Genomic DNA, 16,050 nt, shown 5'->3' on the forward strand with positions numbered 1-16,050 from the left:
GGGGTGGCCGGCGGCCAGGTAGGGCGGGCTGGGTATGGAAGCCCGGGCTCGCCGCGCCTTCACCCGCACCCGCACGGCTCTAGGGTGCGGTGGTCAGGCCGGATCCGTAGGCGAAGATGACCAGTTGGGCTCGGTCGCGGGCCGCTGTTTTGGCGAGCAGGTTGGTCAGGTGGGTTTTGACCGTGCTGGTGGCCAGGACCAGGTCGGCGGCTATCTCGGCGTTGGACATGCCTCGGGCCACCCGGGTCAGGACGTCTCGTTCCCGGTCGGTGAGGGTGGCGAGGACCTTGCGGGACGGGGTGGATTCGGGGAGGCGGTCGGCGAGGGACGGAGGTGTGGCGGTGAAGCGTTCGATCAGGCGACGGGTCGCCGCCGGGGTCAGCAGGGCCTCGCCGGCCGCGACCACGCGGATCGCCGTCAGGAGGTCCTCCGGGGGTGAGTCCTTCAGGAGGAAGCCGCTGGCGCCCGCGCGGAGGCCGGCGAAGACGTATTCGTCCAGGTCGAACGAGGTCAGGATGACGACGCGGATCGACGGGTCTTCGGTGATCTTCCGGGTGGCGTCTATGCCGTTCATTCCCGGCATGCGCACATCCATCAACACCACGTCGGGGCGGAGGGCTACGGCCAGCTCCGTCGCCTCGACACCGTTCTCCGCGGTGCCCACGACCCGCATGCCCGGTTCGGTGTTCAGGAGGGCCGAGAGCGAGACCCGGAGGAGGGCCTGGTCATCGGCGAGCATGACTCGGATCATTGACGGGCCTCGTCCAGTGTGAGGGTGGTCTCTTCGGAACCGTAGGGGAGCCAGGCCTCTACCTGCCAGCCGTCCGGGGACGTGGGCTCGGCACTCACCGTGCCGCCGTAGAGGCGGGCCCGTTCCGCCATGCCGGGGATGCCCTGGCCCGCGCCGCGCGCGGCGACCGGGCCGGGGTTGGACACCCGCAGGCGGACGCCGTCGGCCCCGTGGGTGACCTCGATGGTCGCCGATCTGGTGGTGGCGTGCTTCACGGCGTTGGTCAGGGCCTCCTGGACGATCCGGTAGGCGGCCAGGTCGGCGCCGGCGGCCGGCGGACGCGGGGTGCCGTAGATCACCAGTTCGGTGCGCAGGCCCGCCGCGGACGCCGCGGCGACCAGGTCGCCCAGGTCGGCCAGGCCGGGCTGGGGGGCGAGGCCGTCGGCGTCGTCGCTGCGGAGGAGGTTCATCAGGCGGCGCATCTCCGCGAGGGAGGAGCGGCCGGTCTGCTCGATCGTCTCGACGACCTCGTGGAGCGGGTCGTCGGGGGCGGAGCGGAGGCGCGCGACGCCGGCCTGGACGGTCATCAGAGTCACCCCGTGGGCGACGACGTCGTGCAGTTCGCGGGCGATCGTCAGGCGTTCCGCGGCGATCCGGGCCTCGGCTTCGGCGTCGGCGCGGCGGCGCTGCTGGTCGGCGAAGGCGGTCATCCACCCGCGGCCCTGGCGGACGGCGTCGGCCAGCACGCACGGCGGCAGCGCGGCGATCAGCGGGACCACGACGAGCTGGAGCGGGGTCATGCCGTCCTGGCGGAGGACGATCCCCTGGGCCAGCAGCCAGGTGCCGGTGCAGGTGAGGACGGCCGCGCGTCTCGACCGGACGGCGGCCGAGTAGGAGGCCAACATCCAGGCGGCGGGCTGCATGGTGGCGTCCAGCTTGAGGACGAGCAGGTAGGTGATGGCGTTCGTCCAGATCAGGACGGGCACCGGGTACTTGCGGCGGAGCAGGACCGGGGCCGTGACCAGGAGCAGGGGCAGGAACAGGTCGGGCTCGCCGTCACCGTCCGCGGCGAGCCCGGCCAGCAGCAGGATGGCGACGGCGTCCAGGGCGGTCCAGTGCCACGGGCGCATCGCGTTCACGACCCGACCGTATCGATCCAGTCCGTCCCGCCGCCTCCCCCCACGGTCCGAAGCGTGATCGGCACCGTGGGCGGAAGCGGCCTGCCCGCCCGATCGGCGACCGTGGAGTCCGGGAGGCACAAGATGATCGAAGTCACTGGTCTGGTCAAGCGCTACGGCAGGGCCGCGGCCGTCGACGGGCTCACTTTCACGGTCCGTCCGGGACGCGTCACCGGGTTCCTCGGGCCGAACGGCGCGGGCAAATCCACCACTATGCGGCTCGTCCTCGGGCTCGACCGGGCGCACAAGGGCCGCGTCCTGATCGACGGGCGGCCGCTGCGCGATCTCGACCGGCCGCTCACCCGGGTCGGGGCGCTGCTGGACGCCTCAGGGGTGCATTCCGGGCGGACGGCCCGGAATCATCTGCGGGTGATCGCGGCGGCCAACGGCATCGGGGAGCGCCGGGTGGACGCCTGCCTGGAGCTGGCCGGGCTGGCCGCAGTGGCGGGCCGCCGGATCCGCGGGTTCAGCCTGGGCATGCGCCAGCGGCTCGGCATCGCCGCGGCCCTGCTCGGCGACCCCGGCGTCCTGCTGTTCGACGAACCGGTCAACGGCCTGGACGCGGAGGGCGTCCAGTGGGTCCGCACCCTGATGCGGGACCTGGCCGCCGAGGGCCGGACGGTCTTCGTCTCGTCCCACCTGATGGCCGAGATGCAGAACACCGCCGACCACCTGATCGTCATCGGCCGCGGCAGGCTCCTGGCAGACGCCCCCATCGGCGATCTGGTGGCGACGGCGTCCATCGAGCTCCGGGTCCCCGAGGCGAAGACGGGCACGGCGGTCGGGCTGCTCGCCCGAGCCGGCGGAGACGTCACCGTCGACGGCGGCGACCTGCTCATCAAGGGCGTCGACGCGACCCACGCCGGAGAACTCCTCCTCGGAGCCGGCATCCCGATCATCCACCTCGCCGAACACCGCTCCTCCCTCGAAGAGGCCTACCTGGACCTCACCGGTGAAGCGGTCGAATACCACGCTCTGGAGAGGCGGTCATGACAGACATTCGGTACATCGTGCGGTCGGAGTGGATCAAGCTCGGGTCGGTGCGGTCGACGTGGTGGTGCCTGGGGGTGGCGACGCTGCTCGTGCCGGTGTTCGGAGCGCTGACGGCGTTGTCGGTCGATCCGGTCGAAGCGGCGGCGCTGCCCAAGGCTTGGCTGGTGGAGGGCGGGTTCGACCCGCTTGAGCCGCTGAGCGCCGTACTGCTGGCGCAGTTCGCGTTCGGGGTGCTGGGAGTGCTGACGGTCACGTCGGAGTACTCGACGGGGCAGATCCGCAGCTCGCTGCTGGCCGTTCCGCAGCGGCGGCGGCTCTTGACGGCGAAGCTGGCGGTGCTGGCCGCGGCGGTCGCGGCGGTGGCGTCGGCGCTCACGTTCGGGACGTTCTTCCTGACCCAGGCCCTCTACCCGGACGGGCTCGGGATCGGGCTGGGCGATGGCGGCGCGTGGAAGGCCCTGCTCGGCAGCGTCGCCTACACGGTCTTCATCGCGGTGTTCGGGTTCGCGGTCGGTGCGGCAGTGCGCGGGACGGGGGCGGCGGTCACGGTGTTCATGGCGGTGACGTTCGTGGTGATGAGCGCCCTGCCCGCGGTGCTCCCCAGCTCGCTGCAGGAGCAGGCTGTCCACTACACCTTCATCGGGCTCGCCAGATCGCTGACGACGCTCCAGCCGGATCCGCAGCCGGGAATGCCCGTGGCCGCCCTGCTCCTGGCCGCCTACGCCGCCCTCGTGCTGGTCCCGGTGCTGCTGCTGGCGGAGCGGCGGGACGACTGATCAGAGCCGGACCACCTGCGCCTCGACCGCGGGCCGTATCGGGCGGATGCGCCTGATCAGCAACGATCGGCTCGGGCGAGGCGAGCGGCGAGTCCGTCGCCGCCGGCTGACCGCGTCGCTGCCTCGGGCCGGGACGGTGCCTCGGGCCGGGACGGTGCCGTCGTCGTTCTCTGACAGACTGCGGGCCATGGCAGATGCGATCGAGGGGCGCTGTCCCGCTCTCGGCGGCCTGCGCGTCGGCATTCTCGGTCCCCTGGCGATGGACACCGCTGCCGGCCCGACGCGGGTCGGGGGCGCGCGGCTGCGGGCGTTGCTGGCCCGGCTGGTGCTGGACGCCGGGCGTGCCGTCCGGCCGGCGACCCTGGTCGAGGCGCTGTGGGGCGAGGTGGCACCGGCCGACCACCTGCACGCGCTGCAATCGCTGGTCTCCCGGTTACGGCGCGTCCTGGGCGACCCCGGGCTGCTCACCTCGGGCCCGGCCGGCTACCGGCTGGCCGTCGGACCGGACGCGGTCGACGCCGTCCGGTTCGAGCGGCTGGCCCGCGCCGGCCGGCGCGCGCACGCGCAGTCCCGGCCCGCCGAGGCCGCCGCCACCTTGCGCGAGGCCCTGAGCCTGTGGCGCGGCCCCGCCCTGGCGGACGTGCGTGAGGCACCGTTCGCCGCCGCCGAGGCCGAACGGCTCGAGCGGGCCCGGTTGGCCACCCTGGAGGACCGGGTCGAAGCCGAGCTCGCGCTGGGCGCCGACCTCGACCTGGTCGCCGAGCTGGAGTCGCTGACCGCCGCGCACCCCCTGCGTGAACGGCTGCACGCCCAGCTGATCCGAGCCCTGGCGCTGAACGGCCGCGGCGCCGAGGCGCTGGCCGCCTACCAGCGGGTCCGCGGCCTGCTGGCGGACAGTTTCGGCAGCGATCCCGGACCGCAGCTCCAGGAGGCCCACCTGGCGGTGTTGCGCGGCGAACTCCCCCGCTCCCGCCGATCGCACGGCAATCTAGAGGTCCCGCTCACCAGCTTCGTGGGCCGCGACGACGACGTCCGCCGCGTGGCCGAACTGCTCGGCCGAGTACGGCTGGTCACCCTGGTCGGCCCCGGAGGAGCGGGCAAAACCCGGCTGGCCAACACCGTCGGCCGGCAGCTCACGCCCTCCGGCGGGGTCTGGTCCGTCCCGCTGGCCCCGGTCGGCGCGGACGAGGTGCCCCGCGTGGTGCTCGACCTGCTGCGGGGGCGCGAGCAGGGCGTGCCGCCGCGGCCTGTCACCCCGGAGACGGTCCTGGACCACCTGGTCGAGACACTCGCCGACGACGACCTGGTGCTGGTGCTGGACAACTGCGAGCACGTGATCGAGGCCGCCGCGACGCTCGCCGGGGCCCTGCTCGGCCGGTGCCCGGGGCTGCGGGTGCTGGCCACCAGCCGGGAACCCCTGCGGATCGACGGTGAGACCTTGCACCCGGTGCTCCCGCTGGAGCTGCCCGGACCGGGCTCGACGGCCGAGCGGGCCCGCGCCTGCGCGGCGGTCCGGCTGTTCCACGACCGGGCCGCCGCGGTGCGGCCGGGCTTCACCCTGGAAGGCGGCGCGCTGACGGCGGCGGTGGAGATCTGTCGCCGCCTGGACGGCCTGCCGCTGGCGATCGAGCTGGCCGCGGCACGGTTGCGCGCCCTGCCGGTCGAGGCGGTCGCGGCACGGCTGGACGACCGCTTCCGGCTGCTCACCGGGGGCAGCCGCACCGCACTGCCGCGGCACCGGACCTTGAGCGCCGCGGTGGCCTGGAGCTGGGACCTGCTCGACGCCGACGAGCGAGCGCTGCTGGAACGGCTGTCGGTCGTGCCCGGCACCTTCGCCGAGGACGCGGCGGAGGCGATCGGCCGGTCGGGCGACGCCCGGGAGCTGCTGACGGCGTTGGCCGACAAGTCCCTGCTGCACCCGGTGGAGCCTGCCGACCCGGTCGAGCCGCGCTACCGGGTGCTGGAGACCATCCGGGAATACGGCCTCGAGCAACTGGCCCTGCGTGACGAGGTCGACGCCGTACGCGGGCGGCACGCCGGGTTCTTCCTCCGGCTGGCCGAGACCGCGGACTCGCACCTGCGCACGTCCGACCAGCTGCGCTGGCTGGTCCGCCTGTCGGCGGAACGGGACAACCTGTCGGCCGCGATCCGCTGGGCGGTCGAGTCGGGCGACGCCGACCTGGCGGTCAGGCTCGGCGCCGCGCTGTGCTGGTTCTGGTTCCTGCGGGACCACCCGCCGGAATCGCTGGACCTGCTCGGCCGGGTACTCCAGGCCCGCGGCTCGACCGAGCCGCGGGCACGCGCGCTGGTGGCCGTGGCGCACGCACTCGCCACCACTGAGGCCATCAGCCGACCCGACGAGGCGGAAGCGGCCTTCGACCGGATCAGGAAGGCGCTGGAGCGTCTCGCCCCCGGCACCCATCCCATTGTGGAGATGGCCCGGTTGGCGCTCGCCGTAAGCTCGGGACGCGATCGAGCCGCACCGGACGTGCCCGGTTCCCCGGACGGGCGGGCGGATCCGTGGAGCCGGTCGTTGGCCCTGCTGGCCCAAGGCGTGCTGGCCATGAACACCGGGCACGCCGCCGAGGCGACGGAGGTGCTGGCACGCGCGCTGACCGGCTTCGAGGAACTCGGCGAGCGGTGGGGCCTGGCGATCACGCTGAGCACCCTGAACTCGGCGCTGCAGCGGGCCGGCGAACCGGCCGGTGCGCCCGCGCTGGCCGAGCGGGCCACCCGCTACTTCCGGGAACTCGGCATGCCCGAGCACACGATGGAGAACGAGGTGGCGGCCGCGCTGCACCAGGCTCAGGCCGGCGACGTGGACGGCGGGCGGCGGCAGCTGACGGACCTGCTCGACCAGGTCGAGCGGACCGGGTCGGCGGAGTCGCGAGCTCAGGTGCGCCTGGGTCTGGCCCGGCTGGAACGGCGGGCCGGACGTCCGGGGCCGGCCCGCGAACACGCCCGGGCCGGCTTGGCCGAGGCGCCACCCGGCCGGTCGACCCCGCACCTGACCGCGTTGCTGCTGGGCGTCCTCGCCCAGGTGGACATCGCGGAGGGCTCCCCGGACGAGGCGGTACGCCGGCTCGACCACCCGGCGGTGCACCTGACGCTGACCTGGCATACGCCGGTCGCGGCCTCGATCGCGGTCGTGGCCGCCGCGATCGAGCTGTGCCACGACCGGCCGGAGCGCGCGGGACGGCTGCTCGGGGGCGCCACCGTGCTGCGGGGCTGGGACGACCTCGGCGACGCCGACGTGCGGATGATCACACAGCGGGCCACGGCCGCCCTGGGCGCCGCCGGGTTCGCGGTCGCGCGCGCCGCGGGCGCGGCGATGTCGCGGGCCGAGGCCGAAGACCTGGTGTCGGCGATCATCACCGCGTCCGGGGCCGGCCGCGCCGGTCAGCCGGCGTGAGCCGCGGCTGGCACGGGCTTGCCGAACATCGTGCAGATCACCGCGCTCTGGAGCGCCTGGGCGGCTTTGGCGATCTTCGGGGCGCCTCCGAACTCGCTCCAGAACTCCGTCGAGATGAGGACGGTCGCGGTGCGGCTCCCGGTGCGGTCGGTGACACTGGTGGTGAGGTAGCCGGGCATGCCGCCGTCGTGACCCCAGAAGGTGCCGCACGGGGTGGGACCGGTCTGGATGCCCAGCCCGTAGCCGGGCCCGTCCGGCTGCCGTGGGTCCACCGGCACGGTGGTGCGCATCTGTGCCAGCTGGGCGGCGGGCAGCAGCTTGCCGGACGTCAACGCGGTGGAGAAGCGGGCCCAGTCCTGCGTGGTGGACACCACCGCCCCGGCCGCCCCGCCCCACCCGGGGGCATTGCCGGAGACGTCCACGTGGCCGTTGCGACGTGCCCCGGCGAAGTGCCTGAACTCGGCCGGCACACTCGGTGGCATGTGGGCGGCATCCAGCTCGTAGCCGTGGGCATGGGGGCCACGCCAGGTGGAGTCCGTGGCGAAGTAGGTGTGGTTGAGACCGAGCGGCCGGGCGATCCGGTCCCGGACCAGATCGGCCAGGCTCCTCCCGGTGACCCGCTCCAGAACGGCGCCGATCGCGGCGTAGCCGGTGTTGCTGTACGACCATTCCGTGCCCGGCGCGGACAGCGGATCGTGCTTCACCCCCACGGCGAGCAGCTCCGCCGGGGTCCACCGCCGCCGATCTTTGCCGAGGATCGACGGCCGGACCGCGGCGTCCTCGGTGTAGTCGAACAGGCCGCTGGTGTGGTTCAGCAGCATGCGCAACGTGATCGCCTTGCCGTTGGGCACCTTGCCGGGCAGCCACCTCTCCACCGGGTCGGTCAGGGCGAGCTTGCCCTCGGCGACCAGTTGCAGTACGAGCGTGGCCATCATGGTCTTGGTGTTGGACCCCATCCGGAACTCGTCCCCCACCTTGAGCAGGTGATCCCGTCTGGTCCAGGTGGCCTGCTCGGCGATCTCGACCGGCCGGCCGCGGCCGTCGTCGACCCGCACGATCACGCCGGGCGCCCCGGCGTCCACCAGCTTGCGCGCCAACTGCTGCAGCTGAGCGCGCCGCGCCTCGGTGCCGCTCCAGGCCGCGGACGGCGTGGCCGCGGCGGCAGCCGGGAACGCCGCGGCCACGGCCAGACTCACGGTCAGCGCCGAAGCCGTGACCGTGCGCAGCAGACGTGACCGCACCGCACGGTCCGACAGAAAAACATGTTGGGACATTGACCCGTTCCTCCGGGTGACAGGTGACGCGGACGACCTCACCCTCCAACCCGCCGCTCGCAGACCGCACCCAGCACGCTGTCAGCCGCCCGACCGAGTGTTCGGGCTTTTGTGAGTGTCCGGTCCCCGAGGCCGAGAAGGCCGCGCAGTGGCCGGCCGTCCACGTGCGCGTGACCGTGCGTAGGCTCTGTCCGGTGTAGCGGCCGGCGAGTGACACTATGACCTGCGTAAACGCTCCGGCGGCAAACAAGCGGCAGCGCGCCGGCAGCAAGGCCGTGATCCAGCCGCCCGCCGCGGACGGTCGCGGCGGGCGCTGTCAGGTGATGGCGGGGCTGCGCCGTTCGATCAGCACCACGTCGCGCCGGCGGTCGTGATGGCGGCCGATCCGTTCGCGGGTGCCGATCACCCGGAATCCGGCACGGGTGTGCAGGGCGAGGCCGGCGGTGTTCTCCGGGAAGACCCCGGATTGGATGGTCCAGATCCCTGCCGTCTCGGTGGAGGCGATCAGGGCGCCGAGCAGGGCGGCGCCTACGCCGCGGCGCACGGCGGGCGGCGGGCGGCGGGGTGGACGTAGACCGAGTGCTCGACCACCCCGGCGTACGCGCACCGGTCCGACACCGCGCTCGCCGCCACCCAGCCCAGAATTCGCCCGGTCCCGTCCATGGCGACGTACCGGTGCGCGGGGAGCTTGGCGGCGTCGAAGTGGTCCCGGTCCGGGGCTTCGGTCTTGAAGGTGGCCTGTCCTTCGTCGATGCCGAGCTGGTAGATGGCCAGCACCTGGGTGGCGTGCTCAGGTGTCATGGCTGCGGTCTGCACGGTCATGTTCGTCATGCCGGTCCCCGGTCGGAGGTCAGGTCACTGATCAGGGCGCGGATGCGGGTCTCGATCGCGTCGCGGATCGGGCGTACGGCCTGCGCCCCTTGCCCGGCGGGGCGTCCAGTTTCCAGTCCTCATACCGTTTGCCGGGGAAGATCGGGCAGGCATCGCCGCAGCCCATGGTGATGACCACGTCGCAGACGAATCGATCAAGTCGTGTCTCATTGATCATGAGGCAGATCTCGGGTCCAGCCGAGATACGGCCAGAACCGGCCATGGGTTGATCTTGAAGCCCCCAACCTGAGCGAAGTGCCAATCGCCAGTACGGCCAAGCTCCGCTTCCCCTTCCGAGATGAGCCAATCTCGGAAGTCGACTCCATGCCGCGCTTCCGAGATTCCGCGTCCCAGAGTCGCGGAGACACTCCGGTTCACTTCCGAGATTACGAGCGTGATCGACTGATGGCCGGTCTTCCCCGTATCTCGGCTGGACCCGAACGTCTGACGAAGCCCGGCTACGCTGAGCTTCCTCACGAGCTGGGATGCCGATGCGCAATGGGACGACGGTCGTCTCAGAACATGTCACCGGCACGCAAGATCAACAGCAGGACGGCGGCCGCCAGTCCGATGCCCCCGGACCAGACGTACAGATAGACACGATCACTGATCGGCCCGACGAGCATGTCCTTCGAGCGCAGGTAGAGCCCCATGGCCCCGTAGACGAGGGACATCACCAGCAGCAACGCATCAAGCGCCCACAGCCCGCCCGCCCTCGACGGGCTCCCGCCAGGGGTGGTGACGTAGAACGACCCCAGGCCGAGGGCCACGTCGACGGTGAACAGGATGAGGAGCGCTTGCACCGTCAGCGCCACCCAGACTCCGCCGGAGCCGAGCGGCTTGTCGGGCCCAGTCGGCGCCGCCGTGGGGACTGGACCCATTTCGCGCTCGTCCCGCTCGGTGACGCGCCGTTTCCTGGGCAGCTTCCAGTCCAACACGTCGCGCAGCAGGGACAAGATCCCCAGGAGGGCGGCGAAGATGCCGAGCACCAGCTCCACCGTGTCATCATGCGCGCGACGACAGGGGCGGGCAAGGCACTCTCCCCAGGACACGGGGTCAAAGAGGTGGAACGGAATCCGGCGTTGTACCGAAGGGAGACAGTAACCCCTGCTGGTGACCAGACTCCTCCCCATGACTGAGGACACCAGCGCCCATGATTGAGGACACCAGCGCGAACAGCGCGCACGAGTGGCAAGCCGCCACCTTCGTCTGTCCGCAGGTTCCTCAACCCCATGATTGGCAGCTGGTGACACGTTTCTTAACGGCACCCCGACCTGCCCGATGACGATCATGTAGCGTCCGGTCGGATGCGGGCCGTGGGCGGCTGGAATAGAGGAATGCCGTTACTGCCGCGTCGCCGTTCCTCCCGAGTTGATGTGCCTGTCGTCGCGGCGGAGGTGGTTCCGCCGCGGTTGCGTACTCCCCGGCCGGCGGCGGGCGGCCCGGCGCCGCTACCAGGCCGCCCGCGCCGGCATCACCCTGCCCACCGACCCCGCACCGCAGCAGGAGGCCGGCGACCGGGAGGGCGAGCTGCAGGTGCGGCTGACCGCCCAGCGCATCCTCAGTGCTCGCCTGCGCGACGACCGCCCCGCAGACCAGCGCTCCACCCTCCCGGCCGCACCGCCCTTCTGGGAAGGGATGCGACTGGACCTGGCCGGCGACACCCTCATCGACTTCGACCTGGCCGGCGGCCACGTCGCTGACGCCGTCTTCGACAAGGCGACCTTCCATGGGGACGTCAGGTTCGACGGGGCGACCTTCACCGAGCACGCCCGGTTCGTCGGGGCGACCTTCACCAAGACCCCTCGGCTGGGTGGGGCTGTGGTGGTCGATCCTGCCGCCGCTCATGTGTGGCCGGATGGGTGGTGGTTGGAGGTGACGCCGGAGGGGCTTGGCCGCCTGATCCGCGAGGAAGCAGACGGTGCCCCAGCCGGAGATGCCTGGCCGGAGCGGCGGGCCGGCGGTGGCCCTTGGCTATATACCGGACAGTGCGGCGACTCTGTCCGGTCACGCAGCGGCGTCACCCCAGACCAACGCCTCCGCACCGGTTCCCTCGCCGATTCGGTCCCATGGATCATTTGGCGGCAGATCGCCGAAACCCGCTTCCACCGAGCGGCACAACGGGCCTCATGACACCGACCGTTGCTTTCGTCGCTCAGAGCTACTTTGGGGCTCATCACACGGAACCGAGCGGAGGGCCAGCTAGGCAGTGTCTGACATTTCTGCATGGCTCGGCCGGATGCGCGGGCAACCGCTGGGGCAAGCTCCAGCGAACCCCGGTGCGGTCAGTGGCGATGCTCGGCGTGCGCCAACTCGGCGAAGAGCCGCTCTGCCTCGGGCGCCGGAAGCCGCTCTTCGAGCAGCGGCAGGTAGATCTCCTCTTCTTTTGCGAAATGCACCTTGACCAATGTGTACAGGCCGTAGAGGACGCGTCGTAGAGCGGCCCGGCGTTCGTCGCTGAGCCCTTCTCTTTCCACCGCCTTGCGCAGCGTGCTGAGCTCGTGTGCGAGACGGCCGATCTCGACGTGGTCCCTGGACATCGTCGCGGTCGCCTCCGCGGTCCCCATCACCCGGCCGATCACGGGGTACAGCATCCGGTCTTCGGCTTCGGCGTGCGGAATGAGATGATCGCTCAAAAACAGCTCGAGATCGGCGAGTGCGGCGCCGAGCGCCTCGAGTGTCATGTGATCCAGCGTGTCGGCCACTGTCCTCAATGCTTCAATGTGTGGCAGCAGGTGTGCATGTTCGTCACGCAGCGGTTGGGTCAGCATGGTTGCGAGCTCCTCTTGCGGAACCGGCGAAGGGCACAAGGTATCGCCTTCTCATATTCGCCCCCTTCATCAGGCTACAGGAGGCCGCGTCGCTCGCCCCCGAGGGGTGGCAAGCATGGGTCATGAGCGCGGTCGCCCTATGGAGGGGGCAGACAAAGTACGCCGTTGCCCTTTCCGGCGTACTTGTCTGCCCTCCCAGGTAGGGCTGCGCGTCCGGCAAGAAGCAGTAAGGCCAGCAATACGGCCGGTAATTCCGCTGGCGAAAATGCCTTCAGAAAAGCTGGCATTACAGGAAGCGTAAAAGCCTACCCCGCTGAGCTGGGCAGACCTCTGTCGCGGGGCGGCGCGAGTCGAGCGGTACGGCTCGCGCCCAGCGGTCAGTTGGGGCCGCCGGGCTGACGCAGGCGTGCGGCCATCTCGAAGATGCCGCCGATCTGGTCGGCGGCCTGCTGCAGCAGCCGGCCCGCCTCGGCCAGCCGCTTCTCCGCCTCGGCTTCGTTGCCCCCGGTGGCCGCCTCGTAGCGGAAGTGCAGGAGTCCGGCCAGGCCGGCGGCAGCTTCGGCCGCGGCCGCGAGCACCGGGTCGGAGACGATCGCCCGCGGGTCGGGCTCCAGTTGGTTGATAGTGGCGAACAGGCTCATGGCGCGGGCCTGCAGGAGCATCAGCGGCGCGGCCCCGTCGGTGGCGCCGGCCCCCGCGAACGCGACCGCGTGGGCGGCCTGGACCTTATCCGGGGCGATCCCCTCGTCGAGCGCGTCCCCTTCGGCCTGGAGCGCCTGGGCTTCGGCGGCGCCCAGCAGGGCCTGGCACATCCGCAGCCGCACCAGCGGCTTGGCGTCCTTGTCCAGCTGGCCGCCGGTGATGCCGAACTTCTTCAGCACGGCGCGCAGGTCACTGTTGGTCAGGATGGGAACCTCGTTCAGGCCCAGAACTCCTATAGCTACGGCGAGGGGCAGGGTAGCGGTGAGCTATCTTGCGGGTCCGTGGCGTATTGGTTGCAAGTAGATCAAACCGGTGTGGAACATCCCGACTCCCCTTGATCGTGGTCTCCGTCTGTTCGGAGAGTTCGTGGTCTGAGGGGTCTACGGTGCGTGCGGAGTGGGAGCCCGATGAGCTGATCGGCTCATGGACGCTGGTCGAGGGCGACTGGAAACTGATCAAGAACAAGTCGGGGGCAACGCGGCTGGGGTTCGCGTTGATGCTGAAGTTCTACGAGATCGCGGGCCGGTTCCCGGCCTATCCAGAAGAGGTCCCGCAGGTAGCGATCGTCTATGTGGCGTCGCTGGTGAAGGTAGATCCGGGGCTGTTCGGCAAGTACTCCTGGGCCAGCCGGACGATCAAGGACCATCGCAAGCAGATCCGGACGGCGTTCGGGACGCGGCCGCCGACCGAGGAGGACGAGGAGCGGTGGGCGCAGTGGATGGCTGATGAGCTGTGTTCGACGGAGACGAACCGGGACCGGCTGGCTGAGGCGCTGCGGCGCCGGTGCCGCAGCGAGAATGTGGAGCCACCGACTCCGGGCCAGGTGGAGCGGGTGGTGGCCTCGGCGGCGAGCCGATTTGAGGAGGATTTCGCCCGCGGCGTGATGGCCAGGCTGGGGCCGATGGTGTGCGGCCAGTTGCAGGATCTGCTGGGCAGGCAGCAGGTGCTGGCGGAGCTGAAGGCCGACCCCGGCCCGCTGGGTCTGGAGACGCTGCTGAAGGAGATCGGCAAGCTGAAGACCGTCCGATCGCTCGGCTTGGACAAGACCGTGTTCGCCGAGGTGTCGGACCTGATCGTGGCGGCCTGGCGGGCGCGGGCGATGCGCATGTATCCCTCGGACTTCGCCTCGGCACCTGAGCCGATCCGGTACACGCTGCTGGCGGCATTGTGCTGGACGCGCCAGGCCGAGCTGGTCGACGGCCTGGTGGAATTGCTGGTCGGCCTGATCCACAAGATCAACGCTCGAGCGGAGCGGAAGGTGGAAAAGGAGCTGATCGGGGAGCTGACCGCGGTGAAGGGCAAACGCGGGATCTTCTCCAAGATGGTGAACGCCGCGATCGCCCATCCCGACGACACGATCCGCGAGGCGGTGTTCCCGGTCGTTCCGGGCGGGGAGAAGACGCTGCGCGCGTTGGCGAAGGAGCTGGTGGCCACCCAGCGGGCGGTGGCCGAGCGGGTCCGCTACTCCTTGCGCGGCTCCTACTCGCACTACTATCGGCGGATGCTGGCGCCGCTGCTGGAAGCGCTGGAATTCCTGTGCAACAACGCCGCCTACCGGCCGGTGATGGACGCGATCGACCTGCTGGCCCGCTACGCCGACGTGGACTCGGACCAGAAGTTCTACGCAGCCAGCGAGACCGTCCCGATCCAGGGCGTGGTGCAGCAGGCGTGGCAGGACGCCGTGGTCGACGGCGAGACCGGCCGGGTGGAGCGGATCCCCTATGAGCTGTGCGTGCTGATCGCGCTGCGCGAGGCGCTGCGGCGCCGGGAGATCTATGTGCAGGGCGCGGGCCGGTGGCGAGACCCGGACGAGGACCTGCCGGGCGACTTCGAGGCCAACCGGGACGTCCACTACTTCGCCCTGTCCAAGCCGATGCACGCCGCCGAGTTCGTCGCCGGCCTCAAGGAGCGGCTGACCGGCTCTCTGGACCGCCTGAACACCGGCCTGGCCGAGGGCTCCACCGGCGGCGTGAAGATCGTCACCCGCAACGGCAAGCCGTGGGTATCGGTGCCCAAGCTCGACAAGCTGCCCGAGCCGCGCAACCTGTCCGCGCTCAAGGCTGAGGTGCAGCGCCGGTGGGGCACCATCGACCTGCTGGACATCTTGAAGAACGCCGCGTTCGTCACCGACTTCTGCGACCTGTTCGCCTCGGTCGCCACCCGCGAACAGCTCAGCAAGGCCACCCTCCAGCGGCGGCTGCTGCTGGTGCTGTTCGCACTCGGCACTAACATGGGGATCCGGCAAATGGCCGCGACCGGCGAACACGGCCATTCCGAGGCCGAGCTGCGGCACGTCCGCCAGACCTACATCACCCGCGAGAACCTGCGGGCGGCGATCGTGGCGGTGGTGAACTCCACCCTGGAGGCCCGCGACCCCCAGTGGTGGGGGACGGCGACGTCGACGGCGTCAGACTCCAAGCGGTTCGCCTCCTGGGACTCCAACCTGATGACCGAGTTCCACGCCCGCTACGGCGGCTATGGAGTGATGATCTACTGGCACGTTGACAAGGGCCGGCTGTGCATCTACTCCCAGCTCAAGTCCTGCTCCTCCTCGGAGGTCGCGGCGATGATCGAAGGGCTGCTGCGGCACGGCACCGACGCCGACATTGAGGCCAACTACACCGACACCCACGGCGCGTCCCTGGTCGGGTTCGCCTTCACCGAGCTCCTGGGCTTCAAGCTGCTGCCTCGGCTGAAGAACATCGGCGCGATCCAGCTGTACGCGCCCTCAGCCAACCAGGCACCCTGGCCCAAGCTGGAGAAGGTCCTGAAGAAACGCCCCATCGACTGGGACCTCATCGCCCGCAACTACGACCAGATGATCAAATACGCGACCGCACTCCGGCTACGCACCAACGAGACCGAACAGGTGCTGCGCCGATTCATGAAGGGCAGCGGCGGCCCCAAGCAGCCCGTCTACCTCGCCCTGGAAGAACTCGGCCGCGTCGTGCGCACCATCTTCGCCTGCGACTACCTCGCCGACGAAGGCCTCCGCCGAGAGATCAACAGCGGCCTACAGGTCGTCGAGAACTGGAACGGCGCCAACGACAAGATCTTCTACGGGCGCGAAGGAGCCATCACCGGAGCCGACCGCGAACACGCGGAAGTCTCCATGCTCGCCCTCCACCTGCTCCAGTCCTCGCTGGTGTTCATCAACACCCAGCTCCTGCAAGCCGTCCTACGAGATTCGGCCTGGGCGGCCAAGCTCACCGACGAAGACCGGCGCGCCCTATCGCCGCTGTTCTGGGCCCACGTCAACCCCTACGGCCGGTTCCGCCTCGACATGGACAGCCGTCTCGATCTCGGGGTCAGCGCGTAGCGATTGCCAGAGAGCTCGGAGCGGT

The 16,050-nt window shown here is 70.7% G+C and carries 13 protein-coding genes and 1 pseudogene; 5 read left to right on the plus strand and 9 right to left on the minus strand.

Features of this window, described 5'->3' with window-relative positions:
• Positions 1–79: 79 nt before the first annotated feature.
• Complete coding sequence (locus J2S55_RS38400; protein ID WP_306871339.1) at positions 80–751, minus strand: response regulator; 672 nt, start codon at positions 749–751, stop codon at positions 80–82.
• Positions 748–1,860, minus strand: coding sequence for a sensor histidine kinase (locus tag J2S55_RS38405; protein WP_306875738.1), 1,113 nt, complete (start codon positions 1,858–1,860; stop codon positions 748–750). Before J2S55_RS38405 ends, J2S55_RS38400 begins: the two co-directional genes overlap by 4 nt.
• A 132-nt stretch (positions 1,861–1,992) precedes the next feature.
• Between J2S55_RS38405 and J2S55_RS38410 the strand changes: the two genes are divergently transcribed.
• The 3 genes from J2S55_RS38410 to J2S55_RS38420 all read left to right on the plus strand — a co-directional run bounded on the left by J2S55_RS38410 (position 1,993) and on the right by J2S55_RS38420 (position 7,089).
• Complete coding sequence (locus tag J2S55_RS38410; RefSeq protein ID WP_306871342.1) at positions 1,993–2,901, plus strand: ABC transporter ATP-binding protein; 909 nt, start codon at positions 1,993–1,995, stop codon at positions 2,899–2,901.
• Positions 2,898–3,677: an ABC transporter permease gene (locus J2S55_RS38415; RefSeq protein ID WP_306871344.1), complete on the plus strand. Its 780-nt coding sequence runs from the start codon at positions 2,898–2,900 to the stop codon at positions 3,675–3,677. The genes J2S55_RS38410 and J2S55_RS38415 overlap by 4 nt, the downstream gene beginning before the upstream one ends.
• A 187-nt stretch (positions 3,678–3,864) precedes the next feature.
• Positions 3,865–7,089: an AfsR/SARP family transcriptional regulator gene (locus tag J2S55_RS38420; RefSeq protein WP_306871345.1), complete on the plus strand. Its 3,225-nt coding sequence runs from the start codon at positions 3,865–3,867 to the stop codon at positions 7,087–7,089.
• Here the strand turns inward: J2S55_RS38420 and J2S55_RS38425 are convergent.
• From J2S55_RS38425 to J2S55_RS38445, 5 genes and pseudogenes are all read right to left on the minus strand, one after another.
• Complete coding sequence (locus tag J2S55_RS38425; RefSeq protein ID WP_306871348.1) at positions 7,077–8,330, minus strand: serine hydrolase domain-containing protein; 1,254 nt, start codon at positions 8,328–8,330, stop codon at positions 7,077–7,079. The genes J2S55_RS38420 and J2S55_RS38425 overlap by 13 nt on opposite strands.
• 349 nt (positions 8,331–8,679) lie before the next feature.
• Positions 8,680–8,907, minus strand: coding sequence for a GNAT family N-acetyltransferase (locus J2S55_RS38430; RefSeq protein ID WP_306871350.1), 228 nt, complete (start codon positions 8,905–8,907; stop codon positions 8,680–8,682).
• The gene (locus J2S55_RS38435) at positions 8,892–9,194 is read right to left on the minus strand and encodes a GNAT family N-acetyltransferase (protein ID WP_306871351.1); all 303 of its coding nucleotides are present in this window, start codon (positions 9,192–9,194) and stop codon (positions 8,892–8,894) included. The genes J2S55_RS38430 and J2S55_RS38435 overlap by 16 nt, the downstream gene beginning before the upstream one ends.
• Positions 9,191–9,375 (minus strand): annotated as a pseudogene (locus J2S55_RS38440) (low molecular weight phosphatase family protein); the annotation flags it as partial. The pseudogene J2S55_RS38440 and the gene J2S55_RS38435, both read right to left, overlap by 4 nt.
• Before the next feature lie 373 nt (positions 9,376–9,748).
• Positions 9,749–10,231: a hypothetical protein gene (locus J2S55_RS38445; RefSeq protein WP_306871354.1), complete on the minus strand. Its 483-nt coding sequence runs from the start codon at positions 10,229–10,231 to the stop codon at positions 9,749–9,751.
• Between the two features lie 376 nt (positions 10,232–10,607).
• On the opposite strand from J2S55_RS38445, the gene J2S55_RS38450 reads away from it, so the two are divergent.
• The gene (locus J2S55_RS38450; protein WP_306875740.1) at positions 10,608–11,366 is read left to right on the plus strand and encodes a pentapeptide repeat-containing protein; all 759 of its coding nucleotides are present in this window, start codon (positions 10,608–10,610) and stop codon (positions 11,364–11,366) included.
• A gap of 152 nt (positions 11,367–11,518) precedes the next feature.
• Here J2S55_RS38450 and J2S55_RS38455 read toward each other — a convergent pair whose 3' ends face one another.
• Positions 11,519–12,004, minus strand: a complete 486-nt coding sequence (locus J2S55_RS38455; protein WP_306871356.1) for a hemerythrin domain-containing protein — start codon at positions 12,002–12,004, stop codon at positions 11,519–11,521.
• 377 nt (positions 12,005–12,381) lie between these two features.
• Positions 12,382–12,885, minus strand: a complete 504-nt coding sequence (locus J2S55_RS38460) for a DUF6245 family protein (protein ID WP_306871358.1) — start codon at positions 12,883–12,885, stop codon at positions 12,382–12,384.
• 206 nt (positions 12,886–13,091) lie between these two features.
• Here J2S55_RS38460 and J2S55_RS38465 point away from each other — a divergent pair, with 206 nt between their 5' ends.
• Positions 13,092–16,025, plus strand: a complete 2,934-nt coding sequence (locus tag J2S55_RS38465) for a Tn3 family transposase (protein ID WP_306871361.1) — start codon at positions 13,092–13,094, stop codon at positions 16,023–16,025.
• Positions 16,026–16,050 lie beyond the last annotated feature (25 nt).

Source organism: Streptosporangium brasiliense (assembly GCF_030811595.1).
GTDB lineage: Bacteria > Actinomycetota > Actinomycetes > Streptosporangiales > Streptosporangiaceae > Streptosporangium > Streptosporangium brasiliense.

Excerpts from the sequence above, each read along its gene's own strand:
- J2S55_RS38400 (WP_306871339.1), bottom strand. The coding sequence starts at position 751 with ATGATCCGAGTCATGCTCGCCGATGACCAGGCCCTCCTCCGGGTCTCG.
- J2S55_RS38405 (WP_306875738.1), bottom strand. The coding sequence starts at position 1,860 with ATGCGCCCGTGGCACTGGACCGCCCTGGACGCCGTCGCCATCCTGCTG.
- J2S55_RS38410 (WP_306871342.1), top strand. The coding sequence starts at position 1,993 with ATGATCGAAGTCACTGGTCTGGTCAAGCGCTACGGCAGGGCCGCGGCC.
- J2S55_RS38415 (WP_306871344.1), top strand. The coding sequence starts at position 2,898 with ATGACAGACATTCGGTACATCGTGCGGTCGGAGTGGATCAAGCTCGGG.
- J2S55_RS38420 (WP_306871345.1), top strand. The coding sequence starts at position 3,865 with ATGGCAGATGCGATCGAGGGGCGCTGTCCCGCTCTCGGCGGCCTGCGC.
- J2S55_RS38435 (WP_306871351.1), bottom strand. The coding sequence starts at position 9,194 with ATGACGAACATGACCGTGCAGACCGCAGCCATGACACCTGAGCACGCC.
- J2S55_RS38450 (WP_306875740.1), top strand. The coding sequence starts at position 10,608 with ATGTGCCTGTCGTCGCGGCGGAGGTGGTTCCGCCGCGGTTGCGTACTC.
- J2S55_RS38455 (WP_306871356.1), bottom strand. The coding sequence starts at position 12,004 with ATGCTGACCCAACCGCTGCGTGACGAACATGCACACCTGCTGCCACAC.